Origin of the sequence: Arthrobacter agilis (assembly GCF_002953615.1) — a bacterium.
GTDB classification, from domain to species: domain Bacteria; phylum Actinomycetota; class Actinomycetes; order Actinomycetales; family Micrococcaceae; genus Arthrobacter_D; species Arthrobacter_D agilis_B.
This window is the reverse complement of the sequence record NZ_CP024915.1, coordinates 3,164,111-3,168,695: the sequence shown is the minus strand read 5'-3', so window position 1 is coordinate 3,168,695 and position 4,585 is coordinate 3,164,111. Positions and strand designations below refer to the sequence as shown.

Here is a 4,585-nt window from a genome sequence, read left to right as displayed (position 1 = left end):
GCCGGCGCGTGGTTCCGTGCCTGCCCAGACCGTGGCGCGGGCCAGCAGGGACGCGTCGGTCACCTGGTAGAGCGCGTCGTAGGCGGCGTGCGTACCCGGGAAGCGCAACGGCTGGCTCAGCTCGCGGCAGATGCTCGCGTAGACGGCGATGACCATGAGGATGTTCATCGGATTGCCGACCGCGTAGCCCACCACACCTTCCGGGCGCAGCATCGTGGCCTGGAAGCCGCGCCTCGCCGCGGCCGCGCGGAGGATGTCCTCCTGGTCGTAGTAGAAGTTGGGCTGGATCAGCCGCGGATCGCGTTCCTTCGCGGGGGTGTTGAAGTATCCGAGGTGCGCTCCGTATGCCTTCCCGCCCTGATAGAGGGTGACATGGCGAAGAGGCGCACCCGCGTCCTCGAGGCCCTGCAGGGCATGGGTCAGCAGGGCGGAGTTGACCTCGATCTGTTCCTCGGTCGTGGGCCGCTCGATGTAGGCGCCGAACACCAGGTGGGTGGTGTCACGGGCGCCGTCCAGCCCGGTGCGGGCCGCTTCCCGGTCGAGCAGGTCCACGGGCAGGTGCTCCCAGCGCGCTCCGGTGACAGGCCGGCGGCTCAGCCCGCGGACCGGCGTCCCGCGACGAAGGTATTCGTCCGCCACATGCCGGCCGATGACCCCGCCCGCGCCGGCAACCAGGACGACCAGCGGCTCCTCACCTGCCCCTGGAGGCGCTGCAGGGGTCGGTTCTCTGCCGTCATCGGTCACACTGGGCTCCTGGCGCGTCGGGGATCGGTGCCGAGGTCAGCGACTGCCTGAGCCCGGCCTTTGTGGTCGACGTCAACGATAGCCAGAGGCGGTCGTTCAGTGGAGCGTGCAGCGCCACCTGGAGGAGGAGTGTCGTCCGCAGGAATGGTGGTGTATCGGACCCGTCGGGACGGGCCCTGCTCCCGACGATCCATGCCTGCGTGGCGAGGAAGGACAGAGTGCGACGGCGGCTACTGCGCTCCGGCGATCGGGTGGAGGTCCGTCGCGTCGAGCATCAGAGACTCGATGCTCGCCGTCAGGGCGCCGTCCGCCTCGGAAGCCGCCTTCGCATCGATCCACCGCTGGTCTGCGCCGAACGCCGCCCAGTTCGCCTTCGGATCGCCCTCGTGGCGCAGCAGGTAGACCAGGACATCCGGGACCCCGACCGGCGTCCAGTAGCCGAGGCTCGTCATGTTGTGTTCGACGAAGAGGTCGATGGTGCTGTCCCGGAAACGTGCCATCAGGGCGTCCAGCTTGCCGGGGGTTGCGGTGTAGGTGCGCAGTTCGTAGGTCATGGTTCTCCTTGTGCTGGCGACGGCGGTTGTCGGTTCCAGCCTAGGCGTGCGGGCAGGGTCATCGTCCGCAGGTGTGCTGCTGTACCGGTCCGACCAAGCAGTCCCCGGGCGCCGACGCTCATCCTCTGACGGGTAGCCAGGCGGAGAGCTACGCGAAGAGCTCCGGACGCCGGCAGGTCATGTAGGTGTTGAGCTCCCGGGCGCGGAGCACCTCCGCGTGGTCGACCTCGGCGACCAGCAGTTCCTCCCCGTCGACCGCGAGCCCGAGGAACGTCCCGTACGGGCTCGCGATGCTGCTCAGCCCGGTGAAGTCGGGCGCGGTGTGGTTGGCATAGGCGATGTAGACGCCGTTCTCGAGGGCGCGGGCGGGCACCAGCAGGGTCGAGATGCGCTCCGCGTTGTAGGTGTGCTCCGGTGCGCGGTTCCCGACGTCGCCCGTCGCCGGCACCGCGGTCGGGATGAGGAGCAGGTCCGCGCCCCGCTGCGCCGCACTGCGCGCGAACTCCGGGAACTCGATGTCGTAGCAGATGCCGAGTGCCACGGTCAGGCCCAGAAGGGGGACCAGTTCCGGAAGGTCGTTCCCCGGCAGGAAGACCGATTGCTCCTCCGGTCCGAACAGGTGCGACTTCCGGTACCGGGTCAGCTCCGTCCCCCGGCTGTCGAACAGTGAGGCGCTGATGTGCCGCCCGGTGGGCGTGGCCTCGACGGTCGATCCGACGAGCACGATGCCGTGGCGCCGGGCGATGCCCGCGAGTTCGGCACGGATGCCCTGCCCGTCCGAATCGGCCACGCGTGTGGGCGCATAGCCCGTGGCGAACAGCTCCGGGCTCACCAGGATGTCGGCGCCCTGCTCGGCGACGCGAGCCGCACACGTGTCGAGCCGGCGGAGGTTCTCGTCGACAGCGCCGACCACCCCCGCGGCTTGGAGTACCGCCAATCCGGCCATGCCTATCCTTCCCCGAACGGTTCTGCCACCGTCTTCCCGTGCTGACAGGGCCAACGTAAACCCGTTGACAGAGCCCATGCTAGGCCCAATCATTGGCCCAAACCGAATGACATTCGATTAGCGGAGGCGGAAACGATGGATGCAGCAGACAGCGCGACAGCAGAAGCGTTGCAACGGAGATTGACGGAGATCTCGGCGCACGAGCAGGGCGATTCCTCGCGTGCCGCCCTCTCGGGTCGGGACCTCGGCCTGTTCACCCTGGTGACCCTCGGGATCACCGTGCTGGGTTTCCTGGTGCTGGCGCTGTGAGCGGGAACAAGCAGGGCAACGCCACCCCCGCCGTCGGTGAGACCAGCGGATCGCTCGGTTCACTGCCGCTGCTCCGCACCGAACGGATCTGGAACGGCGCCGACTTCACCGGCGTCAACATCAGCCTTGCCATCGCCACCTGGGCGTTCCTCGTCGGGGGCTCGACGGCGCTGCTCGTCGGCTTCCAGCAGGGCATCGCCGCCATGGTGATCGGCAACGCCATCGGGCTCGGGTTCATGATCCTCGCCAGCGTCGTCGCCAGCCAGCGCTACGGCGTCGAGCAGTACACCATCCTCCGGCCCGTCTTCGGGCTGGTCGGCGTGGGCATCCTCGTCTTCACCGTCATCCTGATCACCGAGATGGGCTGGTCGTCGCTGCTGGCGATCATGGTCGGCAGGGCGGTCACGCAGGTGTCCAATTCGACGTTCGGCACAGACTTCGGGCCGGAGAGCCTCATGGTGACGTTCTTCGCGCTCGTTGCGATCGCCGTCTCCTGGTGGATCCTCTCCCGCGGACCCGTCACCATCGGACGGTTCAACAAGTTCATCGCGCCGGGCCTGATCATCGTGACCGTCTTCCTGATGGTCTTCCTCGTGATCAACACCTCCTGGGACACGCTGCTCAGCGCCGCGCCGCTCGCCCCGTTCGAGGACGACCGCCTCAACTTCGCGCTCGCCGTCGAGTTCAATGCCGGTGTGGGCGTCTCCTGGTACCCGGTCATGGGGTCGCTCGCCCGGCTGACGAAGACACCGCGGGCCGCCCTCTGGCCCTCGTACGGCGGGCTGCTCGGCGCCACCCTGATCGCGCAGATCGTCGGCATGGCCGCCGCCCTGACCCTTGGGGACTCGGACCCGACCGTCTGGATGCTGCCCTTCGGCGGCCCGATCCTCGGCGCCTTCATCCTGCTGTTCATCGCCTTCGCCAACATCACCAGCACGTCCTCCATCGTCTATTCGACGGTGCTGGCGATCCGGCAGGCCAGCGGGAACCTGCTCTCGCGGGTCCGGTGGGCCTGGCTCTGCGCGGGGTTCTTCGTGCTGCCGGCCATCCTCGCGTTCTTCCCGGGCTTCATGTACCTGCGGTTCATGACGTTCGTGACCCTCAGCGGCGCCTTCCTCGCCCCGATGTGCGGAGCGATCATCGCCGACTACTTCCTGCTGCGCCGCCAGCGCGTGGCACTCGAGGAGCTGTACCGGCACCGGGGGGAGAGCGCCTACCACTTCTCCAGTGGGATCAACTGGGCCGGACTCGGCGCCGTCGCTGCCGGGGCCGTCTTCTACCTCGTGATCTACAACCCGGTCACGCTCACCACCCAGCCCGTCTTCAGCTACATCACGGCATCGTTCCCCTCCGCCGTCGTCGGGGCGATCGTGTTCTACGTGCTCGCCCGGGTGCTCTACGTCCGCCGCGGCGTCGGCGGTTATGCCCCGGCGGAGAAGGCCGGGAGGAACGCATGAGCCGCCCCGCACAGGCCGCCGTCCACCGCAGCGGTTCCCGGGACCTCGAACTGACCACGGTCGACGTCGCCGATCCCGGCCCGGGCACCGTCCTCGTCCGGATGGGCGCCTCGGGTGTCTGCGGATCCGACCGCCACGTGCTCGACGGCGACTGGACGCTGCCCTCACCCACGGTCATGGGCCATGAGGGCGCCGGTACCGTCGAGGCGATCGGCGACGGCGTCACCGACGTCGCGGTGGGGGACCACGTCATCCTGTCCTGGTTCTACCCCTGCCGGCGCTGCACCGCCTGCCTCTCCGGCAAGTCGTACGTGTGCACGGGCAGCCGGTCCGAGGAATGCCTGCTGCCCGACGGCAGCACCCCGCTCTCGCTCGACGGCGACCGCGTCTTCCCGTACCTGACCGTCGGGTCGATGAGCGAGTACGCCGTCGTGCCCGAGGCCGGAGCCATCCGCATCCCCCGTGAGGTCCCGTTCGACGTCGCGAGCCTCATCGGCTGCTCGGTCGCGACGGGGTTCGGAGCCGTGGTGAACGACGCCGGCGTCGAGGCGGGCACGTCCGCCGTCGTCGTCGGC

6 protein-coding genes are annotated in these 4,585 nt (G+C 68.8%); 3 read left to right on the top strand and 3 right to left on the bottom strand.

Translation table 11 applies throughout. From position 1 onward, the window contains the following. From CVO76_RS15520 to CVO76_RS15510, 3 genes are all read right to left on the bottom strand, one after another. On the bottom strand, nucleotides 1–744 hold a 744-nt coding region (locus CVO76_RS15520), incomplete at its 3' end, for an SDR family oxidoreductase (protein ID WP_208740034.1). Nucleotides 745–974: 230 nt separating this feature from the next. Next, a complete protein-coding gene (locus CVO76_RS15515; RefSeq protein WP_208740033.1) occupies nucleotides 975–1,298 on the bottom strand; it encodes an NIPSNAP family protein in 324 nt (107 codons plus the stop codon). Between the two features lie 148 nt (nucleotides 1,299–1,446). Beyond that, nucleotides 1,447–2,244, bottom strand: a complete 798-nt coding sequence (locus CVO76_RS15510; protein WP_208740032.1) for a nitrilase-related carbon-nitrogen hydrolase — start codon at nucleotides 2,242–2,244, stop codon at nucleotides 1,447–1,449. A 135-nt stretch (nucleotides 2,245–2,379) separates the two neighbouring features. Here CVO76_RS15510 and CVO76_RS15505 point away from each other — a divergent pair, with 135 nt between their 5' ends. The 3 genes from CVO76_RS15505 to CVO76_RS15495 all read left to right on the top strand — a co-directional run. Then, complete coding sequence (locus CVO76_RS15505; protein ID WP_208740031.1) at nucleotides 2,380–2,553, top strand: hypothetical protein; 174 nt, start codon at nucleotides 2,380–2,382, stop codon at nucleotides 2,551–2,553. Further along, nucleotides 2,550–4,010 (top strand): purine-cytosine permease family protein, encoded by a 1,461-nt coding sequence (locus CVO76_RS15500; protein ID WP_208740030.1) that lies wholly within the window; start codon nucleotides 2,550–2,552, stop codon nucleotides 4,008–4,010. The genes CVO76_RS15505 and CVO76_RS15500 overlap by 4 nt, the downstream gene beginning before the upstream one ends. Beyond that, the coding region (locus CVO76_RS15495) for an alcohol dehydrogenase catalytic domain-containing protein (RefSeq protein WP_208740029.1) at nucleotides 4,007–4,585 on the top strand (579 nt) is incomplete at its 3' end. The genes CVO76_RS15500 and CVO76_RS15495, both read left to right, overlap by 4 nt.

Coding starts and splice junctions, on each gene's coding strand:
- CVO76_RS15510 (WP_208740032.1), bottom strand. CDS start 2,244: ATGGCCGGATTGGCGGTACTCCAAGCCGCGGGGGTGGTCGGCGCTGTC.
- CVO76_RS15515 (WP_208740033.1), bottom strand. CDS start 1,298: ATGACCTACGAACTGCGCACCTACACCGCAACCCCCGGCAAGCTGGAC.
- CVO76_RS15505 (WP_208740031.1), top strand. CDS start 2,380: ATGGATGCAGCAGACAGCGCGACAGCAGAAGCGTTGCAACGGAGATTG.